Below are 24359 nucleotides of genomic sequence, written 5' to 3'. Positions count from 1 at the left end.
CCACTTTTTATTTAATTAAACATATATTTATGTTGTGGATAAAACTGTTTCTAATAATTTTATACTTTGTGGATAACTTTGTGCTATATTTTATCCACAGCTTGCGGATAAACTTATCCACACCGGGTTTTAAATTTAAATTTATGCACGATGATGGCTTTTTGCACAGTTTTTGTGGAAATGATCATGACAGATGTGGATAACTTGGTTAGAATGGCGACCCGCTTTTGGTCGCGGTCATCTTTTTGAATGAACAATGGAATGAATAGGGGATTCACATGCTTTGGACGGACTGCTTAAATCGCCTGCGACAAGAGCTCTCTGGAAATGTCTTTACAATGTGGATTCGCCCATTGGTTGCAGAAGAGCTGGAAGATAGCTTGCGTTTGTATGCACCCAATCCTTACTGGACGCGTTACATTCAAGAGCATCATCTGGAACTGATTACGATTCTGGCCGAACAGCTGTCCGAAGGACGGGTACGCAAGGTCGAAATTTTGGTCGATTCACGTCCTGGTGCGATTTTATCGGCCAGTGAACAGCCAGCGACTACCACCGCGGCGTTGAGTTCAACCCCAATGCCGGTACAAAAACCGAAAAAAGAAAAAGAAGATACGGTTAAAAATAGCCGTAGACGTCAGCTCAATCCGTTATTTACTTTCTCGCTGTTTGTCGAAGGCCGTTCTAACCAGATGGCAGCAGAAACCTGTCGCAAGGTACTGACCCAACTCGGTGCTTCACAGCATAATCCCTTATTTTTATATGGGCCGACCGGTCTGGGTAAAACTCACTTGATGCAGGCCGTGGGCAATGCACTGTTGCAGGCCAAGCCGAATGCACGGGTGATGTACATGACCGCGGAAAGCTTTGTACAAGATTTTGTTAGTTCTTTGCAGCAAGGCAAAGTGGAAGAATTTAAGAAAAACTGCCGTTCTCTGGATTTGTTACTGGTCGATGACATCCATTTACTGGCCGGTAAAGAAGCCAGCCTGGTAGAATTTTTCTACACCTTTAACGCACTTTTAGATGAATCTAAGCAGATTATTCTGACCTCGGACCGCTATCCAAAAGAACTGACTGAACTGGATCCACGTTTAGTTTCACGGTTTTCCTGGGGCTTGTCGGTTGGGGTTGAACCACCGGATATTGAAACCCGGATTGAAATTTTATTAAGAAAAGCCGAAAGCAATCAGGTGGATTTACCGCGTAACTGTGCCCTGTTTATTGCGCAGCAGGTGGTGGCCAACGTGCGTGAACTAGAAGGTGCGCTAAACAAAGTGGTGGCAATTTCACGTTTTAAAGGCACACCGATTGATCTGGATGTGGTGCGTGAATCCTTAAAAGATGTGCTGGCGATTCGTGCCCGCACCATCAGTACTGAAAATATTCAGCGTGTGGTCAGTGAATATTTCCGTATTCCCTTAAAAGAGATTGTCGGACCGAAACGCACCCGAATTTATGCCCGTCCACGTCAGCTGGCGATGGGTCTGGCACGTGAACTGACCGGCGACAGTTTTCCAGAAATTGGCATGGCTTTTGGTGGTCGTGATCACAGTACCGTGATGCATGCCTGCGAGAAAGTGCAGAGCCTGCGTGAGGAAGATCCAATCTTTAACGAAGACTATAAAAACCTGCAACGTCTGTTGCAAAGTTGACCTAAATCGCTCAAATTCTATTCTTGCTATGCGGCTGCTTTTGCCGCATAGTAAACCGTTAAAAATTCACTTTTTCTATATTAATCTTCAGCTTTAGAGGAATGCACCGTGCGTTTAAAAATCGCGAAAGAAAGCTTACTGAATGTTCTCTCACATGTCGTAGGAGCGGTTGAACGTCGCCATACCTTAAATATTTTATCTAACCTGAAAATTCAGGTGACTGCACAGGCATTAACCGTGACCGGTTCCGACCTTGAGGTTGAACTGGTGGCCAGTACAACACTGGCTGAAGGTGCATGTTTGCAGGCCGGGGAGACCACAGTTCCGGCGCGTAAGCTGATTGATATCTGTAAGTCACTTCCTTCAGCGGCATTGGTGGATTTGCATATTACTGAAGATCAGCGCTGCATTCTCAAATCAGGTAACAGCCGTTTTGTGCTGGGTACCTTGCCTGCTGATGATTATCCATTACTGAATACTGAAAACACCCAAGGTACGCAAGTAACTGTTACCCAGCGTGAGCTGAAGCGTTTATTCGAGAAAACTGCCTTTGCGATGGCGGTGCAGGATGTGCGTTTTTACCTGACCGGTACTTTGCTGGAAATTGATGCCAATCAGCTGCGTGCTGTGACCACCGATGGCCACCGTCTGGCGCTTTGTGAAACTGCGGCTCAATCTACTGCGACCCAGCCGATTCAAGCGATTGTGCCACGTAAAGCCGTTGCGGAATTACAGCGTCTGCTCAGTGTTGAAGATGAGCAGTTATCTTTGCTGATTGGTCGTGAACTGCTGAATGTGACCATCAATATGCCAAGCCGTGACAAGGAACAGGCCGATATTACCGTGCGTTTTACCACCAAACTGATTGATGGTAAATTCCCGGATTATCGTCGTGTGATTCCACGTGGTGGTGACAAAATCGTGATGATTGCGCATGATGTGTTCAAGCAGTCTTTGCAGCGTGTCGCGATTTTAAGTAATGAAAAACTCCGTGGCGTGTTCCTGAATTTTAATGCCGATTCCCTGCAACTTCGCGCCAATAACCCGGAACAGGATGAGGCGATTGAAGACTTAGCCATTCAATATGCCGACTCACCGCTGGAGATGTCGTTTAATGCGCAGTATTTGATTGAGGTGCTGGGTGTGCTGGATGGTGATGATGTCTCCATGACCATGACTGAAGCCAATCAGTCTGTGTTAGTACAAGACCCGGCACATACCGATCAAACTTATGTCGTCATGCCGATGCGTGTTTAAGTCGCGGCTATTGATACTCGTATAAGACATGCATATTACGCGTTTACATATTGAGCGTGTACGGAATTTAAAGACGGTTGCTCTCCACAGATTGCAGCCGTTTAATGTTTTTTATGGCCAAAATGGTTCAGGTAAAACCTCGATTTTAGAGGCGATTCATTTGCTAGCTGCCGGTCGTTCTTTCCGTACCCATATCCCGAAAAATTATATTCAGCATGGCGCACAAGACGCGATTGTGTTTGCACAGTCCGCGACCGAAAAAATCGGCATGCAAAAAATGGCCAGCGGGGAACAGCTGATTAAGGTCAATGGTGATCTGGTGGCAACGCAGGGCCAACTCGCCAAGCTATTGCCTTTGCAGCTGATTGACCCACAAAGTACCGATATTATTGATCATGGTGCCAAGCCACGACGTCAACTTTTAGACTGGTTAATGTTCCACGTGGAACCTGAGTTTTATCATGCCTGGCAATATTATTCGCGTGCCTTGAAGCAGCGCAATAGTTTACTGAAAAGCAAACGTTTCTTGAGTCTTTCCGATCTGGAGCCTTGGAACCAGATGCTGAGTGAGTATGGTGAACTTCTGCATTCGCAACGTGCGGGTATCGTGGAACAGTGGAAGTCCTTTTTTGAAGATGATCTAAAGCAGCTATTGCCTGATCTGCAGATCAGTCTGGAATACAGTCCGGGGTTTCATAGTGAAACCGGCCTGCTGAATGATCTGACCAATCAGCATGCAAAAGATCTGGAAAGACGTTATACAGAATACGGTCCACATCGCGCAGATTTGCGTCTGAAAACCCCTCTGGGGGATGCTGATGTGATCCTGTCACGCGGGCAAAAAAAGCTGCTGATGATGGCGTTAAAACTGTCGCAAATCGCAATGCTGCATTCTTGTAATAAGGAAACTGTGGTATTATTAGATGATGTGACAGCAGAATTAGATTTAACCGCACAACAACGTTTAATTGAGCGATTGAGCCAACTTGGTAGTCAAGTTTTTATTACCACCTTAGACCATGAATCAGTACAAAAGCACTTACATGATTTGTCTATCTCATATCAGTTATTCAATGTTGAAAACGGTACAGTTCAGGTTGTTGTGCAATAGTATTTTTTTAGTTTTACCCATCTTGGGATAGACCTATTTTTCACTAGGGAGAAACCATGAGTTCAGAAGATCAAGCTGCTTCTCAAACAGAACAAACCATTGAAAAGGCTTATGATTCCTCTAGCATCAAGGTATTACGTGGTTTAGACGCAGTACGTAAGCGTCCGGGCATGTACATTGGTGACACAGACGATGGCACAGGCTTGCACCACATGGTGTTCGAAGTAGTCGATAACTCGATTGATGAAGCCTTGGCAGGCCACTGTGATGAAATTATAGTGACTATTCATGAAGATGAATCGGTTTCAGTTTCTGACAACGGTCGTGGTATTCCAACCGATATTCACCCTGAAGAAGGCGTGTCTGCGGCAGAGGTGATTTTGACCATTCTGCATGCCGGCGGTAAGTTTGATGACAACAGTTACAAGGTCTCAGGCGGTCTGCATGGCGTAGGTGTGTCTGTGGTCAACGCACTCTCTGAAAAACTACTGTTGAACATCAGTCGTGCAGGTAAAACTTATGAACAGGAATACCGTCATGGTGATCCTGTTTATAAATTACGTGAAACAGGGATAACCGAAACGTCAGGTACCACTGTACGTTTTTACCCAAGTGCTGAAACTTTTAGCCAAACCATATTCAATGTCGATATTCTGGCGCGTCGTTTGCGTGAACTATCGTTTCTGAACGCAGGTGTACGCATTGTACTTCGCGATGAGCGCGTCAACCTTGAAAATATCTATGACTATGAAGGTGGTTTATCTGAGTTCGTTAAATACATTAACGAAGGCAAAACGCATCTGAACGATATTTTCCATTTCACTACTGCACAGCTCGATACCGGCATTACGGTAGAAGTGGCATTACAGTGGAATGATTCTTATCAGGAAAACGTACGCTGCTTTACCAATAACATCCCGCAAAAGGATGGTGGTACACATTTGGCCGGTTTCCGTGCTGCACTGACCCGTGGTTTAAATAACTATATGGACAGCGAAAATATCCTGAAAAAGGAAAAAGTTGCAGTCTCGGGGGATGATGCCCGTGAAGGTTTAACCGCGATCGTCTCGGTGAAAGTGCCTGATCCAAAATTCTCTTCGCAGACCAAAGAAAAACTGGTGTCGAGTGAAGTAAAAACTGCGGTTGAGCAGGCCATGAACAAGGCATTTTCTGAATATCTTTTAGAAAATCCACAAGCAGCGAAATCGATTGCCGGCAAAATTATTGATGCCGCGCGTGCCCGTGATGCAGCGCGTAAAGCCCGTGAAATGACCCGTCGCAAGAGCGCACTGGATATTGCCGGTCTTCCAGGTAAGCTGGCCGATTGTCAGGAAAAAGATCCAGCCTTGTCTGAACTGTATCTGGTCGAGGGTGATTCTGCCGGTGGATCTGCGAAGCAAGGCCGTAACCGTAAAATGCAGGCGATTTTACCGCTGAAAGGTAAGATTCTGAACGTAGAGCGTGCGCGTTTCGACCGGATGATTTCCTCTGCGGAAGTCGGCACACTGATTACTGCACTTGGCTGTGGTATTGGTCGTGAAGAATATAACCCGGACAAACTGCGCTATCATAAAATCATTATCATGACCGATGCTGACGTCGATGGTTCGCACATTCGTACGCTGCTGTTGACCTTCTTCTTCCGTCAGATGCCGGAACTGGTCGAGCGTGGTCATATCTATATCGCCCAGCCACCACTCTACAAGCTGAAAAAAGGCAAGCAGGAACAGTACATCAAAGATAACGATGCACTGGAAACTTACCTGATTTCCAATGCCATTGACGAGCTAGAACTGCATATCAGTGCTGAAGCACCTGCGATTCGTGGTGAAGCACTGGCAAGGGTGATTGCCGATTATCAAACCTCACAGAAGAGCTTGGCGCGTTTAACCCAGCGTTATCCGGCGAGCTTGCTCGATGCTTTGCTGTCGCTGGACGCCTTTAAACTCGATCAGCTTGAAGATAAAAGTTATGTCGAAACTTGGGGTGAAAACCTGCGTGCAGCGATTGAAGCCATTCAGCCGACGCTACGTCCAGAATTAACGCTGGAATCTTTTGAGAAAGAACTGGCAGATGGTCAGAAAACTCAAAGCTGGTTACCAAGAATCACCATCTATGTGCATAACCTGCCACATAGTTATCTATTAGACTCTGTGCTTTTAGGTTCAAGTGAATATGCACGTTTATTAAAGAATTCGAAGAGCTGGTTCAGCCTGCTTGAAGAGGGTGCTTATTTGCAAAAAGGTGATCGTAAGATTAACGTGAACAATTTTCATCAGGTTTGGCAGCATATTCTGTCTGACTCGCGTCGCGGCATGATGATCCAGCGTTATAAAGGTCTGGGTGAGATGAATGCGGAACAGTTGTGGGAAACCACCATGGATCCGGATAACCGTAACATGCTGCAAGTGACAGTCACCGATGCGATTGAAGCAGACCGCATGTTCTCTTGTCTGATGGGCGATGATGTGGAACCACGTCGTGCCTTCATTGAAGAAAATGCCTTGAATGCAGACATTGATACCTGATTAAGATGATTTTAAAAAGCGCCTTTCGAGGCGCTTTTTTGATGCAAAATTTATGCGAATATCATCTGAATTATTTTAGAAGCATTCCAACCTAGGTCGTGCTTTTCTGCCAAATGATCAGCTGATTTTAGCTGCAAAAAAAAGTCGAATTAAGCGGTGGCTAATCGACCTAAAAAGAATTATCCATAAGTAAGCAACATAAAGACAAGTATGAGATCTGGATGAATGCAATTTATCATGGTGGGGAAGTAATTGTGCCACTATAAATATGAAGATTTTAGCAGGGTTTAAAGGATAACTATCGATACTAGGATCAATTGTACATATGCTGCAAAATAGCGTGTAGAAGCCATTGAAGCCAAAGTTGGTGTATGAAAAATACCCGTAGCGAAGGCCGAATTGAAGAGTGGAGAGCGATAGAGCTGGAAAATAATAAATACAAAATGATAAAGCTGGTTTTTTTAAATTCTATTATTTGAATGGCTTATTAAAATATCCTGCCGTATCTCAAATAATATGTGAATAGGATTATTTTAAGGTCTGCTCTAAATATGATCAAACGTGTGGATAACTACAAAGTTATCCCTAATTAGTTATGTGAATAAGATTGTATTTATCCACAAACCAACTCCCTCTCTAGTTAATTTCTGGTTTTAAATTTAAAATATTTGGCTTGTGGGCAAGTGCTTTTGAATTTAAAATGGCGTTTTAAATTTAAAGTGCTATTTAGAGTTATATTTCCTCTGTTATACAACCTTGCAAAATCAATAGCTACTCGTCAGCATGCTTGAGCAGCTATTTTTATCGAAAACTAAAAATACTTTTAAAATTAATTACCTATATATCTATTGTAGTTTTATTTAACAATGAGCGTGAAACATATTTTGATTGAAAAATAGAGGGTGTAGTTAAACTACATAATTAATTTAACAATCAAGTTAATTTTCATTTTTTAATTTAAAATCATCGTGTTATTGTTTTTATTCCTTCTTGAGGTTTGTATTTTCTGGCTGAGTGCTAAATCTCATTGTGACAATCATGCTATGCAGGATGTTTAGAAAAAACAGAAAAGGACATCAAAGTTTTGTGGATTGAAAATAGAAAAAATACAATTCATCAAATGCGGTAAAAAAAAGCGCCTGACGGCGCTTTTTGCTATCCAAGCTATTTAGGGTGTCAGGATAATCTTGCGGCAGTCTTCTTCACGTTTATCGAAAATGCGATAACCTTCAGCAGCATCTTCCAGTTTCATGCGATGGGTAATAATCAGGTCTGGCGAAAGATCACCATTTTCAATATGTTCCAGTAATTGTGGCAGGAACTTGTGCACATGGGTTTGTCCCATTTTAAAGGTCAGGCCTTTATCGAAGGCATCACCAAACAGGAAACCGTGAATTGGACCGGCATAAACCCCCGGCACACTGACCACACCGCCACGGCGCACCGCCGCAATACATTGTCTTAGCGCAGAACCACTCGAACCTTCCAGTTTTAGATTGGTCATTACCGTTTCCAGCATACTCCCTTTGGCCTCAAAACCCACCGCATCAATCACCGCATCGACACCACGATAACCTGCCGTATTTTGAATGATGAATTCGGCTGCATCCACGTCATCAAAATTGACCGGAATCACCCCATAAGTTTGATGAGCAAAACGCAAGCGATAAGGATGGTGATCGACCATAAAGATCTGTTCGGCACCAAGCATGCGTGCGCAGGCCGCAGCCAGCAGACCGACCGGCCCAGCTCCATAAATGGCGACACTGGAACCTCGGCCAATCTGGGCATTGGTCACAGCTTGCCAGGCTGTGGGTAAAATATCGGTCAGAAACAATACTTTTTCATCAGGCAGGGAACCGGGAACCTTAAACGGTCCGACATTGCCTTTGGGAATCCGCACATATTCGGCCTGACCGCCTGGTACACCGCCATACAGATGGCTATAACCAAACAGGGCGGCACCTGGTGGAATCTGTTTTTTATTGATAATCGCACCACGTCCGCTATTGGTATTTTCACAGGCAGCCATCAGCTCGTGTTCACAGAAAAAACAGTGGCCACATGCAATCACAAAGGGAATAATCACCCGATCGCCTTTTTTTACTGAAGTGACTTCAGGACCGACTTCTTCGACCACCCCCATAAATTCATGACCGAAAATATCACCCTGTTCGGTTGCGGGAATTTTCCCACGATAAAGATGCAGGTCTGAGCCACAGATAGCAGTAGCCGTTACTCTGAGAATGACATCATCTGCTTCCTGAATGACTGGATCAGGAACAGATTCAACTCGTACATCGCGAGTACCGTGATAAGTAAGAGCACGCATGCGGATTTCCTCTCTCTAGTTCAACATTAAACAGACTCGAATCAAGGCTGCCAAAAATTAAAAAACACTTGTATTAGAGCCTTAGGATGCAAGCTGACGCTGTAAATTAATGTATGAAAAAAGCCACTCCACTGTTTAAAAAATAAACTTATATGGCACTTGCGTAATTCACGACAAAATGTGTCGAGTTTTGAAGAAGAGATGCAGCACTTAAGAATAGCGAGGAACTACACGAAGATGAAAAGCAGGAGGAAAATATTAAAAATGGGTGGTTTTAATAAAAAAAAAAGAGATGAATAACGCTTGTTACTCATCTCTCAGATAATGGGGGTGTTGAAATAGTGTTAGAAGGACTGCTCCAGACTTTCCAGTTCCATCATCAGTTCCAGCATCTGTTCTTCGGCTGTTTCCAGTTTGGCTTTCAGCTCGGTTTGCTCATTCATCAGTTTGAGCAAATCATTTTTACGTGAGGCATCATATAAAGCACTATCTCCGAGCAAGCTTTCAATTTCAGCCAGTCGTGGTTGCAGCTTTGAAATCTGTGTTTCACATTTTTCGATATTTTTACGAATCGGGCGGCTCAGTTCCCGCTGGCGTGCCGCTTCCTTACGCTGTGCTTCTTTGTCCAGTTTGGAAATGGTTGCTTTGACTTCAACCTGAGATTTCACCGGCTCGGCTGGCTTTTGTCCATTTTTGATCATCTCAATGCGGGCTTGGCGTAACCAGTCGGCATAAGCGGTCAGATCACCGTCAAATTCACGGCATTGACCATTATGTACCAGCAGCAATTCATCACAGACACTGGCAATCAGCTGGCGTTCATGCGACACCAGCACCACAGCACCTTCAAAATCCTGCAAGGCCATGGTTAATGCATGACGCATATCCAAGTCTAAATGGTTGGTCGGTTCATCCAGAATCAACACGTTTGGACGCTGCCAGACAATCAATGCCAAAGCCAGACGGGCACGTTCACCGCCCGAGAAACTTTCACTCGGCGTATCCATGCGTTCGCCGCTAAAACCAAAACTGCCCAGGAAAGAACGTAAGCTGGCTTCACTGATTTTTTTATCGGCAATACGTGCCAGCTGTAACATCGGGCTGGCATTGCCATCCAGTGCATCCATTTGGTGTTGGGCAAAGTAGCCAATATTAAGCAGTTCCGAGTCTTTGCGCAGACCCTGAAGCAATTTTAAATCACCGACCAGCGATTTAATTAGGGTAGATTTACCGGCACCATTCATCCCGAGCAAACCAATCCGGCTGCTTGGCGTGATCTGTAAATTGACATTGGTGACAATCAGCTTGTCACCATAACCAATATCGGCATGTTCCAGTTGCAATAAAGGCGAACTCATTTTGGTCGGTTCACGGAAACTGAAGGTAAATGGTGTATCAACATGGGCAGCAGACAGTTCCTGCATACGCTCCAGCTGTTTGATCCGGCTCTGTGCCTGCTTGGCTTTGGTGGCTTGCGCTTTAAAACGGTCAATATATTTTTGCAGATGTGCGCGGGTTTCCAGCTGCTTTTCATAAGCCTGTTGCTGCTGCGCCAGACGTTCACTGCGGGTACGCTCGAAGGTCGAGTAGTTACCGGTATATAAAATCAGTTCCTGATTTTCAATATGTAAAATATGGTCGGTAATCGCATCGAGAAAATCCCGGTCATGCGAAATCAGCACCAGCGTACCTTCATAGGCTTTCAGCCAGTCTTCGAGCCAGAGAATGGCATCCAGGTCTAAATGGTTGGTCGGTTCATCAAGAAGGAGTAAATCGGAACGGCTCATCAGGGTACGCGCCAGATTCAGGCGCATGCGCCAGCCACCGGAAAAACTGGACACATCCAGTTGGGATTGATGTTCAAAAAAGCCCAGACCGGCCATCAGTTGCGAAGCTTTGGCCGGCGCAGAATAACCTGAAATTTCATCAAAACGGCCATATAAATGCGCCAGTTCTGCATCATCTAGCTGATCTGGCTGCTCCAGTTTCTGCTGAATATCCCAGTATTCTTCATCGCCGGACAAGACGAAATCAATGGCTTTCATATTCAGCGCTTTGATTTCCTGTGCCATATGCGCCACGGTCCAAACCGCAGGACGGGTCAACGAACCGGTGTCTGACTCCATGCCACCGAGCAAGGCTGAAAACAGGGTCGATTTCCCGGCACCATTGACACCGGTTAGGCCAATTTTCCATCCTGGGTGTAACTGCATCGACGCTTTTTGAAATAAAACACGTCCACCGCGACGTATAGATAACTGGTCTAACTGAATCATTGAGAAATCAAAGCTAAGAAATAAGATGCGCCTATTCTAAAGGAAAGCCTTGTGAAAATGAAAAATCTTGCGACTTTTACTGAAATGAGCCAGCTTTTAAATACTGTGAATTTATATATTATGGACGCATAAGTTGAGTATAAGCTCTATTTTCAGCATTAACAGTTGTTTATAGTAGAAGCTGATCGAGCAAAAAATACGATAGAGTAAAATAAAAATGAAAAAGGGATTTTTAGTTTTATCTGCACTGGGTCTACTGGCATCGACTTCAAGTCATGCCAAAGTAAATGTCTGTGTTTTTGATTTGCTGGGCAAGTCTGGCGAATCTTTTAAATTACTGGAAGAATGGGCCTTAGCTGCAAAAGCTTGGAATGCTGATGTTCAATTGACTGCCTATCAGGACGAAGCCAAAGTGGATCAGGATGCCAAGGCAGGTAAATGCGATGGCTTCTATATGACCTCCATGCGGGCCCGCGCCTATAACAAATTCGCCGGCTCGATTGATGCGATTGGTGGTGTGCCAAATAATGACATTGCCATGAAAGCCATCAGTTATGTACTGGACAAACGCAACAGCAAGCGCTTGATCACCCAGATTGGCAAAGAAAAATTTGAAGTGGCTGGGATCGGACAGATTGGCCCGGCTTATATTTTTGTTCGTGATCGCGAGCTGAATAAACTGGAACAGGTAAAAGGCAAGAAATTTGCCGTGCTACATTATGACTATGCCCAGAAAATTATGGTCAATCGGATTGAAGCCGTGCCGGTAATGTCGGAAATTTCCAATTTTATCCGTAAATTTAATCAGGGCGAAGTCGATATTGTGGCTGCACCGGCTTATGCCTTTAAACCGCTTGAATTAGAAAAAGGTCTGGGCAATAAAGGCGCCATGATTAATTTTCCAGTAATCAATGTCACTGCCGACCTGATCATCCGGCAGGATAAATTTCCTGACTCTTTCGCAGTACAATCCAGAGACTGGTTTGTGAAACAGTTGCCGCGCAGTTTTGCCATGGTGAAACGTATGGAAGCGGAAATTCCCAATAAATATAAGCTGAACTTAAGCCGTGAAGATCGCATTGCCTATCAGAAGATTCTGCGCGAAGGCCGCATCGATTTAACCCGGCAGGGGATTTATGATCCCGGCATGATGACGGTATTGAAGCGTGCCCGCTGTACCGTCGAAAGAACCAATTTTGAGTGTTCAATTAGTGGCGAATAAAATTCAAATGATGTATATCTTTGTAACTCTCACGGATTAAATGTAATGATACGAAACTTCTATTAAATATTAAGAAATTGATATTTAAAAATATTTTATAAAATAATATTTAGAACATACGCTGATTTATCTTTATAGGCCAAAACACGGGTTTTAAATGGAGTAAATGCTCTATTTTTTTTAATTAAACTTGCTTAATATTTGTTCCGTGTAAGGACACTCAGCGAATAACAAGATTCCAAAGGATAATACAATGAAAAAAGCACTCTTATCATTGGCTGCACTTTCTACATTTGGTTTTGCCAATGCAGTGCATGCAGAAAAAGTCGATATCTGCGTGTTTGACTTACTGGGTAAATCGGGTGAGTCTTTCCAGATGGCGCAAGAATGGGCACTGGCTGCAAAAGGCTGGGGCGCAGAAATCAATCTGATTGCCCGCCAGGATGAAGCTGTTGCCGACAATGATTTTAAAGCCGGAAAATGTGATGGCGTATTTATGACTGCCATGCGCGCCCGTCAATACAATAAATTTGCCGGTTCTATCGATGCACTGGGCGGTGCACCGAGCAATGCAATTGCACAGCGAGCCATTAGTTTTGCGCTGGACAAACGCAATGCCAGCAAAATGGTGACTAATCTGGGTGGTAAAAAATACGAAATTGCCGGGATTGCACCACTTGGTTCGGCGTTCATCTTTGTCCGTGACAAAAATATTAACTCGATCGAAAAAGCCGCAGGTAAAAAATTCGCGGTATTGGGCTATGACGATGCCCAGAAAATTATGGTGCAGCGTGTCGGTGCCCAGGCCGTGATTTCCGATGTATCCAATTTTGTGGCCAAATTTAACAATGGTCAGGTGGATATGGTGGGGGCACCAGCCTATGCTTATAAACCGCTAGAGATTTATAAAGGCCTTAGCAATAACGGCGCGATGTTTAATTTCCCGGTGCTGCATGTGACGTCCGATTTTGTCATTCGCCCGGAAAAATTCCCGGCAGGTTTTGGGCAAAAATCGCGTGACTGGTTTATCAAAAACCTGCCAAAAAGTATGGCCATGATCGGCCGTCTGGAAGCCGGAATTCCGTCGAAATATAAAATGAATCTGAGCGCTGAAGATAGAACCAAGTATCAGAAAATGTTACGTGATGGCCGTATGGACATGACCAAACGCGGAATCTATGATGCTGGCATGATGTCAGTGTTAAAACGCGCACGCTGTTCTGTCGACAAAGCCAATTTTGAGTGTTCACTTTCGGGTGAGTAATTTGATTTTTAAAGAAAAAGCTTAGCTGAGTCTAAGCTTTTTTTGTGGTTGAACTGAGGCAGATCAGCCATTGTACAGCTGATTAAATAGCTTAAGCTTGATCTAAAGATTGATTTCTTATGGTTGATATAAAAACAATTAGATGCGGCTGAAATCGCAATAACAAAAACAAGGTATAAGGACATTAGGATGATGCAAAGAAGATGGAAAATACTGGCATTGGCCGCAGCGACATTTACTGTTTCAGGTCTGGTACAGGCCAAACAGGTGATGTGCGTATTTGATCTGGTGGGCAAAAATGGCGATGTGTATAGCGTCATGAAAGATTATCAGCTGGCAGCGAAAAACTGGGGCGCTGATATCGAGCTTAGAGTGAATACCAATGAAGCCGTGGTTGCAGAAGATTTTAAGGCTGGAAAATGTGACGGGATTAGTGTCACTGGAATGCGCGGACGTCAGTTTAACAGCTTTACCGGCTCACTCGATGCTATCGGGGCGATTCCAGATCTGAATCTGGCCGTTAAAGTGATGCAGGGTCTGGCGAGTCCGACTTTTGCCAAACATATGCTCAATGGCAAATATGAAGTGGTGGGGGTGATTCCTGTCGGTGATGCTTTTCTGTTGGTCAATGACCGTAGTATTAATACCGTGGCCAAAGCCGCAGGTAAAAAAATTGCGGTACTCGACTATGATGAAGCACAAAAAATCATGGTGCAGCAGGTTGGTGCTCAAGCCGTCAGTGCCGATGTCACCAACTTTGGCGCCAAGTTTAACAATGGTCAGGTTGATATCATTGGCGCACCCGCTGCGGTATTTAAGCCGCTAGAATTACACAAAGGCTTAGGTACAAAAGGTGCGATTGTGAATTATCCGGTGTTGCAAGTGACCGGTAATATCATTATCCGTCCCGATAAATTCCCGGCGGGTTATGGTCAAAAATCACGTGAATGGGTGAGAAGCCAGTTGCCGCGCGCTTTTGGTATTCTGGGCAAAATGAAAGCCGATATTCCTGCAAAATACTGGATGGATATTCCGGCTGCAGATAAACCGGGCTATCAGAAAATGATGCGCGATTCCAGAATCGACCTGACCAAACGCGGCGTATATGACAAACGCATGATGAAACTGCTGTGGCAATTCCGTTGTAAGCAGAACCCGCAAAACTTCGAATGTGCCTTACAGGATGAGAACTACAAATAATCCTGATAAAATTACTCTGATTTGACTTTTAATCTGTAGAGACTGACCATATATTGAGTGTGTTATACTTCGATATGGTCTTTTCTTTTTAAAGACATTCCATTCAACAGAGGAATCCGCCATGAATGCCCAAGCGCTTGTGCTCACCGACAATGCCGCAAATAAAGTACGCCAGTTGCGTGACAGTGAAGGTAACCAAGACTTAATGCTCCGTGTGTATGTTACCGGTGGCGGCTGTTCAGGTTTCTCTTATGGCTTTAACTTTGCCGAAAGTCAGAATGAAGATGATGCAGAATTTGCCAACGGCGATGTGAAAGTACTGGTCGATTCACTCAGCTATCAATATCTGGTCGGTTCCGTTGTAGATTATTTGGAAGGTCTGGAAGGTTCACGCTTTGTGGTGCAAAACCCGAATGCGACCACCACTTGTGGTTGTGGATCTTCATTCTCGATCTAAACACGCACAATAAAAAAGTCCTCTTGATGAGGACTTTTTTATATCTGAAGAAAACTTAATTTTCCAGTTTTACCGCTTCCAAGAGGTCAAAAATTACTGATGTGACATCCTGACTCAGCTCACGATTATTAAAAATCTCATAAGCGCTAATGGTAATATCGGTATCACTTGGCAACAAGCGCTGCTCTTCTTCGATCAGGTCATTGATCGGCAAGAGGGTCTGTTTGATTTCCAGATGTAAAATATCTTTATATTCCAGATTCTCATCGTCCAGTTCAATCAGCTGTTCATTGAAATAAGGCAATAAAATCGCATGAAGATGTGGCTGAATATCCTCAATATCAAAGATCTCGATATCACGCGTTTCATCAATCGTACTAATGTGGTCATTTACTTCAATTAAAATATGGTAGTAACTCACATGAATCTCCAAAGATGGCCTGAACAATGTAGCCGTTCACAATAACATGAAATCCGAATAGAGTGTTTTTTATAACACTTATACACTTAAATTAATTAAGGAATTCAGGCTGATCACTTAACGGTGATACAGCAAAGTCTTGTCGGCAGGTCGCAACTGAAAGTGTTGTAAATTCTGTTTTCCCAGTACCGGATACATCAGCGCCTCTGGATCATCATGATGATACAGGCCCAAAGCATGCCCCAGTTCATGAGCCAGTGTCAGACGCAGATCATCTTCTGCATCAAACTGATATACATGAATCTGATGACCCATAAATACCCCTTTATGAAATTCACGGGCAGGAAAACGTTGCTGGGCCTGAATGATATTCTGTTGATGATTTTCAAGACTATGTTGATGCAGCGAAACATTCAGGTTAAAAGAACTTTGCTGTCGCTGAAGATACTCGGCTTCCCGTTTAAAATTTTCCGATTTGTGCTGTAAAGCCTGAAACTCATATTCTAATTGTTCGTGCTCATAGGCAGATAAATTTGGCTGATGCCGTCGTTGCTGTAGCTTCTGAAATTCATAATTAATCTGATCTCTTTGCTGGATCAAGCGTTGTTGTTGACTTTCCAGATGTTGATAAGATGCTTCCAGATTTTTGACCTGACGTTGATACTGGGCATCATCTGCCAGCAACTGTTTTTCGACTTTCTTTAAGGCATTATATTCCTGTTGCCGTTGATCATAGATCAGATGAATACTCAGCTGGGCATTTTCATCATAGAGCAGCAGATCATCGCGATGGGTGCCCTGATGCCAGATCTCAACGGCTTCTTTGCTCAGTTGAATCACTTGCTCTTTACTCAGCCCAAAGCCTGCATCAACCTGATCGACCTTAAAGCGTAAACGTGTGTCAAAAGGATGACTGAGCCGGTCTGCCAGCGAGTTGTAGCGCAGTTGTGGATGAGCTTTGGTCTGCATATGCATAGAGGCAGACAGGATTAACCCAACGATGACCAAACAGAGTAGAAGGCGCATATTGCTATTGAAATGCTTGTTTTTAAAGAATATAGCTTAATTTTAAGGCATTTCCCATGCTTATTTGCCTTCCTGATCAGCTTTTGGATAAAGTCCTAATTCGGCCAAGGCCTGCTGTAAAATGTCCAGGCGAATCGCCGGATCCATATGACTGTGCATCTGCATATTCAGGGAAAAGGCCACGATGTCAGCCTGTGGTGTTTCGATCCAGCCCGTGCGCCAGCCAACTTGCGCTTCCAGCTCCATATCCCGGCCGGATTTGGCATACAGTCGACAAGCGTGGTGTTCCTGTAGCAATAACATGGCTTTAACCCATTGCTGAAAGGCCGCAAAATCAGAATTTTCAGGGTTGATGGTCGTTTCATGTTGGATTTAACTTAAACAGCTTTACTTGAACATACGATCCATTTTTAGTCATTTTACCTTCATGCTTTAAAATTTGGACATAAAAAAACCGCGCTATTGCGCGGTTTTTCAGTTAAAGCGACAAATTATTTTTTGTCATCTTTTACTTCAGTGAACTCAGCATCTACAACGCCGTCGTCCGCTTTTTGCTGTTGTTGACCAGCGTCACCACCGAATACGTTCGGATCAAAACCTTGCGCACCGCCTTGGCCTTGAGCTGCTTCATAGGCACGCTGAGTGATCGGCATGATGATGTTTTGCAACGCTTCAGTTTTCGCTTTGATTTCTTCAACATCATTTTCTTTAGTTGATGCTTCAAGCTCAGAAACCGCAGTTTCAATTGCAGTTTTTTCGTCTGCAGTCACTTGCTCGCCCAAATCTTTCACTGCTTTTTGAGCAGAAGAAACCAGTGCATCCGCTTCGTTACGTGCTTTCGCTAATTCTTCGAATTTGCGATCTTCTTCAGCATTCGCTTCAGCATCACGGATCATTGCTTCGATTTCAGCATCAGACAAACCTGAGTTTGCTTTAATCTGGATCGATTGCTCTTTACCCGTGCTCTTGTCTTTTGCAGATACTTTCAAGATACCATCAGCGTTGATATCGAAAGACACTTCAATTTGTGGCACACCACGTGGCGCAGGTGGGATATCGCCCAATTGGAAGTTACCCAACAATTTGTTTTGCTGTGCCATTTTACGTTCACCCTGGAACACAGAAATGTCTACAGCAGGCTGGTTGTCAGCAGCAGTCGAGAACACTTGAGATTTCTTCGCAGGAATCGTGGTGTTTTTCTCGATGATTGCTGTTAACACGCCACCCATGGTTTCGATACCAAGTGTCAGCGGAGTTACGTCAAGAAGAAGTACGTCAGTTTTGTCACCTGAAAGTACCGCACCTTGAATCGCAGCACCCATTGCGACTGCTTCATCAGGGTTCACGTCTTTACGTGGCTCTTTACCGAAGAATTCTTGAACCTTCTGTTGAACCATTGGCATACGTGATTGACCACCCACCAAAATCACGTCGGAGATGTCTGAAGTCGAAAGACCAGCATCTTTAAGTGCAATCTTACATGGCTCAATGGTACGCGCAACCAAGTCAGCAACCAAACCTTCAAGTTTCGCACGTGTTACGTTGATCACCAAGTGTTTAGGACCAGTCGCATCAGCAGTGATGTATGGCAGGTTGATTTCAGTTGCATTCGAAGAAGAAAGCTCGATCTTCGCTTTTTCAGCAGCTTCTTTTAGACGTTGTAGCGCAAGCGGATCTTGTTTCAAGTTGAAGTTTTGTTCTTTCTTGAACTCTTCAACCAGGAATTCGATCAATGCGTTATCGAAGTCTTCACCACCCAGGAATGTATCACCGTTAGTAGACAACACTTCGATTTGCTGGTCGCCATCAAGATCCGCAATTTCAATGATTGAAACGTCGAATGTACCACCACCCAAGTCATAAACCGCGATTTTACGGTCGCCTTCTTTCTTGTCCATACCGAACGCAAGTGCAGCAGCAGTTGGTTCGTTGATGATACGTTTCACTTCTAAACCTGCAATTTTACCTGCATCTTTAGTGGCTTGACGCTGGGCATCGTTGAAGTAAGCAGGAACGGTAATGACCGCTTCAGTTACTGTTTCACCCAGGTAATCTTCCGCTGTTTTCTTCATCTTTTTCAAGATTTCAGCAGAGATTTGCTGTGGCGCAAGTTTCTTGTCGTTGACATCAACCCAAGCATCACCGTTGTCAGCTTTGATGATTTTGTACGGTACCAGACCGATATCTTTTTGTACCGCTTGGTCTTCATAACGACGACCGATCAAACGTTTGATCGCGAACAAGGTATTTTTAGGATTCGTTACCGCTTGACGCTTTGCCGATTGACCTACCAGAATTTCGCCATCTTTATAGGCAATAATTGATGGCGTTGTACGCGCGCCTTCAGCGTTTTCGATTACTTTAACTTTGTCGCCTTCAAGTACTGCAACACATGAGTTTGTAGTACCTAAGTCAATACCAATGATTTTAGCCATTTGGATGTTTCCTCAAAAATTTTTTTATTCCCAAACTTTTCCCTTTATCAAAGGGAAATTAAAAGGGATTTACTTGTTATCCGATATGAGAGCCGTTCGATTTTTTTCAAGTAAAATTGTTGAAAAAATTTCACAAACTCCCGAATTTATTTGGCTTAAGCGCCAACCATGACCATCGCCGGACGCAACAGGCGATTATTCAGCGTGTAGCCTTTTTGCAAAACAGTGCCAATTTCATTGGCTTTGGCATTTGGATCAATCCCAACTGCCTGATGCAGATCAGCATTAAAGCCGTTACTGGTGTCTACCACCACGACTCCAAATTTCTCTAAGGTATTCAATAAAGATTTAAGTGTCAGTTCAACGCCTTCCAGCAGTGGAGTTTTCTCTTCACCTGCGGCAACAATGGCGCGCTCGAGATTGTCGACGGTTTCTAAAAGTTCTTTAGAGAACTTTTCTAAAACGGTATCTTTATGCTTTTCAGATTCACGCTGAATACGTTCCACACTTTTTTGTGCTTCGTAGACTGCATTGGCCGTACGTGCTTTTTCTAACTTTAAGTCACCTTCAAGCTGCGCAATCTGCTCTTGTAAAGACTCAACGGAAACTTCAGCCTGCTCGGTTTCAGCTTGAGTTTGCGCTGTATCTTGTTCCGCTTGCTCTTGCTCAAATTTTTGAGCTTGCTCGTTTTGCTCAGTCGCCATTGATTTACTCCGTTTAAATGGGTTCTTAAACATGTACAGTCCTCAGGCCTCAGTATTCACTGCGTTAATGCTGAACTGCCATGGTTGAAGTTCTTGATTACCTAAAGAAATCGGGGCAGGGCGTAAAAATTCAAGCGTCAGTCAAGATTAAATTTAAGATTTATACAAAATTCTGAATAAAACAGCGAGCAGATGGCAGGCTTTTACCGCGATATAGGCGGAGATAAATTGAAGTAAATGATCAAGGAGTCATCTGATCATTGTTGTATACGTCGCTGAATAGACAGTCTGAGCTTTAAAATAAAACATGAATTATTTGAAAATAAATATAAAAAATTGATAATCGTATTTTTAAATAAATTTAATAATTTTAATCTGTTTTAAATATTAGTAAAAAAATTGCATGATACTGACATAGACAGCGACCTTGTTCAGAGGAGAGAGCCGAACTCGGTTGCTGTTGCCTTATTTCAAGTTACTTTTTTCAAGCTGAGTTCCCCAAGACTTGGCTTTTTTTTGCCTGATTATTTATTAGACATAAAAGCGATTAATATCTAAGCAATAAAGTATTTCTCAATAGATGAACTTTTGATTAATATTTATTCCAGATTCTATCGCTGTAGTTTCTTCTTATTTTGAAATGTGTTTTCGTGGCTTATCTTTTTCTCTAAGATAGGCCTTTTTTTTGCTAAAATTGAGCATTCTTGATCTGATCAAGATAAAAATGATTGCTTGGCGGCTTAGTCCGACCTTCATGCAAAAATACTGCTTTTATTCAATCAGCTTGAGATAAAATTTTCCATTAAAAAAGCCTGCTACAGGCTTTTTTAACAAAGAGTGAAATCAAAGTATTAATCACGGCGATCGCGTGGGCGCTGTTGTTGCTGTTGACGTCGATTATCGCTCCAGCGTGGGTTAGATGAACGGTTTTGCTGGGCTTTTCTGGCACGTTGATCGGTGATCCGTTTAGGATCCTGCTCCAGGCGGCGTTTATTACGTTCTGTTTCAGCCTGTTTTTGCCGTTGGCTCATCATGTTTTTACGCTGCTGTTCCTGGCGTTGTCGTTCCAGCTGGCTTTTACGTCGGTCCTGTTCTAACTGTCTTTTACGGTTCTGTTCCCAGTTACGACGCTGCACTTCCTGTTTACGTCGATCCAGTTCAATACGTTTACGTTGCTGTTCATATTCCCAGCGTTGCCGATCATAACGACGCTGTTGCTCATAACGACGATCCTGTTCATAGCGGCGATCAGAACGCTGATCATAACGGCCATCGTAGTAGCCACCATCTTCAGGGAAAGCAACACAGCCTACAGCCAAAAATGCAGTCGCCAGAGACAGAGCTATAATTTTGCCAGCCATAGGCATTCTCCCAACTTGAAATAAAAAATATACTGAAGCTCGCAAAACTACGTCAAAAATACCATTTAAACGGTCAATGACATCTTTTATAAATCAGGTTAACGTATTGGATAAAACTATATGTACTTAGATATTAAGACTTATATAAGAATATGGTCACTGAAACGCTAATCGTGTAGAAACTATGAAGAATTAAGAGAATAAGGACTAAAAATAATGACTGTGAATCATCCAGTACTGAAAAGTGTCATGGAGAAAGGGCAAGGCACAGCAGCGCGTATGCTGGATCGCTTACCTGGTATTGCACAAGACGCATTGGTTAAGGCTTTGGACTATCCTCATCACTATCCTGATTTAGACCCCATGGTCAAATGCCTGATGGCGATTCAGCTTAAACAGGGGCATGGCAGCTTTCTGAGTGAAGATGTCGCACAGGCACGGGTGGCGTTTGATGCGCGCATGAAAACAATTCAGGCCAGACCGACTGCTGTGAAAATGGTAGAAGAGCTGCGTCTGCCTTTGCAAAGTGGCAGCATCTTTGCCCGGCATTATCATCCAGCTCCACAAAAGAAGTTGCCGATGGTGATTTTTTATCATGGCGGTGCATTTATGGTGGGCGGTCTGGACAGCCATGATGAATTCTGTCGCTTGCTGGCAGTACATGCCAAAGTACAGGTGTTAAGCGTGGCTTATCCGCTGACGCCAGAATTTAGCCCCTTGCAGATGGTACAGGTTTGTGAAGATGCCCTGGCCTGGGCACATCAGCATAGTAAACAGCTGAAAGTGTATAAAAACCGGATTGCGGTGGCGGGAGACAGTGCAGGTGGAAATCTGGCAGCAGTGGTGGCGCAGCGCAGTGTAGGTAAATCTTATGCCGCACGAGCGCAGCTTTTGCTTTATCCGGCGGTCGACTTTAAAAGTCGCCATCCATCTTTTTATGCCTATAAAGATGGACTGGTACTTTCAGAGCAGGATATTGATCTGGTGACCTTCATGTATGCCCAGACCCATCAGATTGAATTAGATGATCCACTGATTTCACCGACCTATGGTGAATTGCAAAACTTGCCGCCGAGCTATGTGATTACCGCACGTCATGATGTCCTGCATGATGAAGGTTCAATCTATGCGCATAAACTACGTCAGAATGGTGTGAGTGTTCATTATCATGAATATACCGACCAGGCACATGGTTTTATCAACCTGACGCCGATCTCCCGCCGTGCCAAAAAATATGTGATTGAGATCAGCAAAAATTTCCGCAAATTCTGGGACAAAAATAGTTAAATCCAAGGCGTGAATGCAAAAAGGTGTTTCTCATGAAACACCTTTTTTTATAGATAGGTTTTTATCAATTCTTATACTTTGCTGCTGATCTGCGCTTCAGGAAAGATCAGATTGAATTTGGGAACATAAAAGCTTTGCAGCAATTTGGCTTTGGAAAAGTCTGGAAATATATTGTCGATATCTTGCCATTCTACTTGCGAGAGTTTGGAGAGATGACCACGGAACTGTGGACTAAACTGAAAACGCTGACCTTTCCAGGCTTGCTGAATCTTCAGCATAGATGCTGGAATATGATGACTATTAATGTAGAACTGGCGTGCAGATTTGGTTTTCTTCAGCCGAATTGTCATATGCTGGTTTTGATGCTGAATCTGACACAGCACTTCCTGATCCTTTTCCTGCCATTCAAATTGCGCATGTTCTTTGGGAATGCCCCATAAATGCTGACCGTGTACCACAGACTCATGGGTAGACACATAAATTTTAGGAATCGAGCTGAGGTGCCGTTTACTAATTAAAGGATGATCCAGAATCAGTAACTCATCATAAGGGCCAATCGGCGAAGAATGATAACGCACCAATAAGACTTGGACCATCCGCCCCAGCGGAGATGGTGCGATCCGGAACTGTTTCGCTTGCTCAATAAAGCTGGGGGTCAGCCAATAATTCAGAATAAAACCTTCACCCTGCAAACGCCAAGGTGGAAACTGGTGGATATTTTGCTCCTGTAATAATGCATGCTTCATTCTTATTCTCTTGTCTTTAGTCGGCAGATCACTGCATTATGAGTTATAAAAGATTAATATATAGTCATTCACAACCATTACTTCTAAGTAGATGAGTTAATAAATGTTAAAGAAATCATTATGTGTGATCGCACTTGCTGCGCTCAGTCTACCAAGCTTTGCTGCAAATACGATTATTGAGATGAAGACTTCATCAGGAAATATTGAAATTGAACTCTTCAATGACAAAGCGCCAATCTCGGCAAAGAACTTTGAAAGCTATGTAAAGAGTAACTTCTATAAGGACACGATCTTTCACCGCGTCATTCCAGGCTTTATGGTGCAGGGCGGTGGCTTTGATGTGAACATGCAGGAAAAAGCCAATACCAAAGCACCCATTAAAAACGAATCATCGAATGGTCTGCAAAATAAACGCGGTACTTTAGCCATGGCGCGTACCAATCAGCCGGATTCTGCCCGAGCACAATTCTTTGTGAACCTGGTTGATAATGATTTCCTGGATCGTTCTGCCAGAAATGCCGGCTATGCGGTCTTTGGTAAGGTCACTAAAGGTATGGATATCGTCGATCAGATTGCTAAAGTACCGACCCGAAACTATGGAATACATCAAAATGTGCCGGTGAACCCTGTAAAAATCACCAGTGTGACGATTAAAGCACCAGTCGTGAAAAACTAGGTACAGAATAAAACAGAAATATTTAATTTATATTTCTGTTTTAAAAATATGTACTTATGTAATGAATTGTATGGAATTGAATCAATTTGGTGCATAAAAATAAAACACTCGTGATTCCTGTGCGTTAAAAGCGCTTGCACGTGTAAGAAATTGCCCTATAATGAGCACATACCGACGAGATAGACGGAAACGAACGAAGCAGATTGCTGAGTTGTTAAGTATATCGAAGTCCAGCTTCTGGCACTGACGAGGTGTTAGAAAGATCATTAAGAGATTATGAAGAACAACTTGTGTGGATTTTTACTGGTTGATCGATCGAAATTATTTTCATTGATTGATGGTAGAAATGACTCGAAGTTTATTTGAGAAATATTTGTCAGAAAATTGATGAGCCAAGATTG

The 24359-nt window shown here is 43.5% G+C and carries 18 protein-coding genes and 1 pseudogene; 10 read left to right on the top strand and 9 right to left on the bottom strand.

The annotated features are described in order from the left end of the window. Nucleotides 1-278: 278 nt before the first annotated feature. The 4 genes from dnaA (at nt 279) to gyrB (ending at nt 6551) form a co-directional block, all read left to right on the top strand. A complete protein-coding gene (gene dnaA, locus FTU90_RS12970) occupies nt 279-1655 on the top strand; it encodes a chromosomal replication initiator protein DnaA (RefSeq protein ID WP_005173504.1) in 1377 nt (458 codons plus the stop codon). A gap of 108 nt (nt 1656-1763) precedes the next feature. Beyond that, the gene (dnaN, locus tag FTU90_RS12965) at nt 1764-2912 is read left to right on the top strand and encodes a DNA polymerase III subunit beta (RefSeq protein WP_074383791.1); all 1149 of its coding nucleotides are present in this window, start codon (nt 1764-1766) and stop codon (nt 2910-2912) included. A gap of 28 nt (nt 2913-2940) precedes the next feature. Then, on the top strand, nt 2941-4023 hold the full coding sequence (gene recF, locus FTU90_RS12960; RefSeq protein ID WP_005173511.1) for a DNA replication/repair protein RecF: 1083 nt from the start codon (nt 2941-2943) through the stop codon (nt 4021-4023). Nucleotides 4024-4079: 56 nt separating this feature from the next. Continuing rightward, nucleotides 4080-6551 (top strand): DNA topoisomerase (ATP-hydrolyzing) subunit B, encoded by a 2472-nt coding sequence (gene gyrB / locus FTU90_RS12955; RefSeq protein WP_005173515.1) that lies wholly within the window; start codon nt 4080-4082, stop codon nt 6549-6551. A gap of 1168 nt (nt 6552-7719) precedes the next feature. On the opposite strand, the gene FTU90_RS12950 is transcribed toward gyrB, so the two are convergent. Both FTU90_RS12950 and FTU90_RS12945 read right to left on the bottom strand, forming a co-directional pair. Further along, on the bottom strand, nt 7720-8883 hold the full coding sequence (locus tag FTU90_RS12950) for a zinc-dependent alcohol dehydrogenase (protein ID WP_180072793.1): 1164 nt from the start codon (nt 8881-8883) through the stop codon (nt 7720-7722). Nucleotides 8884-9227: 344 nt separating this feature from the next. Next, nucleotides 9228-11159, bottom strand: coding sequence for an ATP-binding cassette domain-containing protein (locus FTU90_RS12945; protein WP_180051067.1), 1932 nt, complete (start codon nt 11157-11159; stop codon nt 9228-9230). Nucleotides 11160-11376: 217 nt separating this feature from the next. Here FTU90_RS12945 and FTU90_RS12940 point away from each other — a divergent pair, with 217 nt between their 5' ends. The 4 genes from FTU90_RS12940 (at nt 11377) to erpA (ending at nt 15302) form a co-directional block, all read left to right on the top strand. Further along, on the top strand, nt 11377-12381 hold the full coding sequence (locus tag FTU90_RS12940) for a putative solute-binding protein (protein WP_100329866.1): 1005 nt from the start codon (nt 11377-11379) through the stop codon (nt 12379-12381). A gap of 253 nt (nt 12382-12634) precedes the next feature. Then, complete coding sequence (locus FTU90_RS12935; protein ID WP_159138959.1) at nt 12635-13645, top strand: putative solute-binding protein; 1011 nt, start codon at nt 12635-12637, stop codon at nt 13643-13645. Between the two features lie 192 nt (nt 13646-13837). Next, the gene (locus FTU90_RS12930) at nt 13838-14845 is read left to right on the top strand and encodes a putative solute-binding protein (protein ID WP_074384156.1); all 1008 of its coding nucleotides are present in this window, start codon (nt 13838-13840) and stop codon (nt 14843-14845) included. Nucleotides 14846-14966: 121 nt separating this feature from the next. Continuing rightward, the gene (erpA, locus tag FTU90_RS12925) at nt 14967-15302 is read left to right on the top strand and encodes an iron-sulfur cluster insertion protein ErpA (protein WP_004281944.1); all 336 of its coding nucleotides are present in this window, start codon (nt 14967-14969) and stop codon (nt 15300-15302) included. A gap of 55 nt (nt 15303-15357) precedes the next feature. Here the strand turns inward: erpA and FTU90_RS12920 are convergent, their stop codons facing one another. The 6 genes and pseudogenes from FTU90_RS12920 to FTU90_RS12895 form a co-directional block, all read right to left on the bottom strand. Continuing rightward, entirely contained in the window at nt 15358-15735 is a 378-nt protein-coding gene (locus FTU90_RS12920; RefSeq protein WP_167381287.1) for a hypothetical protein, read from the bottom strand. A gap of 105 nt (nt 15736-15840) precedes the next feature. Then, nucleotides 15841-16749 (bottom strand): matrixin family metalloprotease, encoded by a 909-nt coding sequence (locus FTU90_RS12915; protein WP_180072791.1) that lies wholly within the window; start codon nt 16747-16749, stop codon nt 15841-15843. 60 nt (nt 16750-16809) lie between these two features. Continuing rightward, nucleotides 16810-17070, bottom strand: a pseudogene (locus FTU90_RS12910) (OXA-134 family carbapenem-hydrolyzing class D beta-lactamase); the annotation flags it as partial. Nucleotides 17071-17240: 170 nt separating this feature from the next. Continuing rightward, nucleotides 17241-19184, bottom strand: a complete 1944-nt coding sequence (dnaK, locus tag FTU90_RS12905; protein WP_180072787.1) for a molecular chaperone DnaK — start codon at nt 19182-19184, stop codon at nt 17241-17243. Nucleotides 19185-19339: 155 nt separating this feature from the next. Continuing rightward, nucleotides 19340-19888, bottom strand: a complete 549-nt coding sequence (gene grpE, locus FTU90_RS12900; RefSeq protein WP_005173545.1) for a nucleotide exchange factor GrpE — start codon at nt 19886-19888, stop codon at nt 19340-19342. Nucleotides 19889-20739: 851 nt separating this feature from the next. Next, nucleotides 20740-21249 (bottom strand): hypothetical protein, encoded by a 510-nt coding sequence (locus tag FTU90_RS12895; RefSeq protein WP_180072785.1) that lies wholly within the window; start codon nt 21247-21249, stop codon nt 20740-20742. 216 nt (nt 21250-21465) lie between these two features. Between FTU90_RS12895 and FTU90_RS12890 the strand changes: the two genes are divergently transcribed. Beyond that, a complete protein-coding gene (locus FTU90_RS12890) occupies nt 21466-22536 on the top strand; it encodes an alpha/beta hydrolase (protein WP_180072783.1) in 1071 nt (356 codons plus the stop codon). A 71-nt stretch (nt 22537-22607) separates the two neighbouring features. On the opposite strand, the gene FTU90_RS12885 is transcribed toward FTU90_RS12890, so the two are convergent. Then, nucleotides 22608-23282, bottom strand: coding sequence for an acetoacetate decarboxylase family protein (locus tag FTU90_RS12885; RefSeq protein WP_100355786.1), 675 nt, complete (start codon nt 23280-23282; stop codon nt 22608-22610). A gap of 103 nt (nt 23283-23385) precedes the next feature. On the opposite strand from FTU90_RS12885, the gene FTU90_RS12880 reads away from it, so the two are divergent. Further along, complete coding sequence (locus FTU90_RS12880; protein WP_180072781.1) at nt 23386-23958, top strand: peptidylprolyl isomerase; 573 nt, start codon at nt 23386-23388, stop codon at nt 23956-23958. Nucleotides 23959-24359: the final 401 nt, after the last annotated feature.

Source organism: Acinetobacter sp. YH12200, from assembly GCF_013418175.1.
Classification (GTDB): domain Bacteria; phylum Pseudomonadota; class Gammaproteobacteria; order Pseudomonadales; family Moraxellaceae; genus Acinetobacter; species Acinetobacter pseudolwoffii.
This window is presented reverse-complemented; position numbering and strand designations above follow the sequence as displayed.

Excerpts from the sequence above, each read along its gene's own strand:
- dnaA (WP_005173504.1), top strand. The coding sequence starts at position 279 with ATGCTTTGGACGGACTGCTTAAATCGCCTGCGACAAGAGCTCTCTGGA.
- recF (WP_005173511.1), top strand. The coding sequence starts at position 2,941 with ATGCATATTACGCGTTTACATATTGAGCGTGTACGGAATTTAAAGACG.
- gyrB (WP_005173515.1), top strand. The coding sequence starts at position 4,080 with ATGAGTTCAGAAGATCAAGCTGCTTCTCAAACAGAACAAACCATTGAA.
- FTU90_RS12950 (WP_180072793.1), bottom strand. The coding sequence starts at position 8,883 with ATGCGTGCTCTTACTTATCACGGTACTCGCGATGTACGAGTTGAATCT.
- FTU90_RS12945 (WP_180051067.1), bottom strand. The coding sequence starts at position 11,159 with ATGATTCAGTTAGACCAGTTATCTATACGTCGCGGTGGACGTGTTTTA.
- FTU90_RS12940 (WP_100329866.1), top strand. The coding sequence starts at position 11,377 with ATGAAAAAGGGATTTTTAGTTTTATCTGCACTGGGTCTACTGGCATCG.
- FTU90_RS12935 (WP_159138959.1), top strand. The coding sequence starts at position 12,635 with ATGAAAAAAGCACTCTTATCATTGGCTGCACTTTCTACATTTGGTTTT.
- FTU90_RS12930 (WP_074384156.1), top strand. The coding sequence starts at position 13,838 with ATGCAAAGAAGATGGAAAATACTGGCATTGGCCGCAGCGACATTTACT.
- erpA (WP_004281944.1), top strand. The coding sequence starts at position 14,967 with ATGAATGCCCAAGCGCTTGTGCTCACCGACAATGCCGCAAATAAAGTA.
- FTU90_RS12915 (WP_180072791.1), bottom strand. The coding sequence starts at position 16,749 with ATGCGCCTTCTACTCTGTTTGGTCATCGTTGGGTTAATCCTGTCTGCC.
- dnaK (WP_180072787.1), bottom strand. The coding sequence starts at position 19,184 with ATGGCTAAAATCATTGGTATTGACTTAGGTACTACAAACTCATGTGTT.
- grpE (WP_005173545.1), bottom strand. The coding sequence starts at position 19,888 with ATGGCGACTGAGCAAAACGAGCAAGCTCAAAAATTTGAGCAAGAGCAA.
- FTU90_RS12895 (WP_180072785.1), bottom strand. The coding sequence starts at position 21,249 with ATGGCTGGCAAAATTATAGCTCTGTCTCTGGCGACTGCATTTTTGGCT.
- FTU90_RS12890 (WP_180072783.1), top strand. The coding sequence starts at position 21,466 with ATGACTGTGAATCATCCAGTACTGAAAAGTGTCATGGAGAAAGGGCAA.
- FTU90_RS12885 (WP_100355786.1), bottom strand. The coding sequence starts at position 23,282 with ATGAAGCATGCATTATTACAGGAGCAAAATATCCACCAGTTTCCACCT.
- FTU90_RS12880 (WP_180072781.1), top strand. The coding sequence starts at position 23,386 with ATGTTAAAGAAATCATTATGTGTGATCGCACTTGCTGCGCTCAGTCTA.